1 protein-coding gene is annotated in these 252 nt (G+C 42.1%); it reads right to left on the bottom strand.

The window, feature by feature from the left end:
* On the bottom strand, nt 1–252 hold a 252-nt coding region (locus tag ACYQ2O_RS13705), incomplete at both ends, for a transposase (RefSeq protein ID WP_459796873.1).

Raw genomic sequence — 252 nt, forward strand, 5'->3', positions numbered from 1 at the left:
TTTTCATCAGGTTCTTACTGGACAGAGTTTCTATTACAATGACTTGGTTTTCGTCTGTAATCTTTTTGGATAGTTTGTGCAAGAAATCTTTGCGCTGATTGGCAATCTTCTCGTGCTTTTTGGCCACCTTTAAGCGTGCTTTATTGCGGTTCTTACCGCCTTTTTGTTTGCGGGATAATGACCGTTGCGCCTTCTTCAGCTTCTTTTCGGACTTGTACAGCGGTTTTGGATTTTTGTGCTTCTCAGTTTCCC

Source organism: Alkalibacterium sp. m-11, assembly GCF_054658155.1.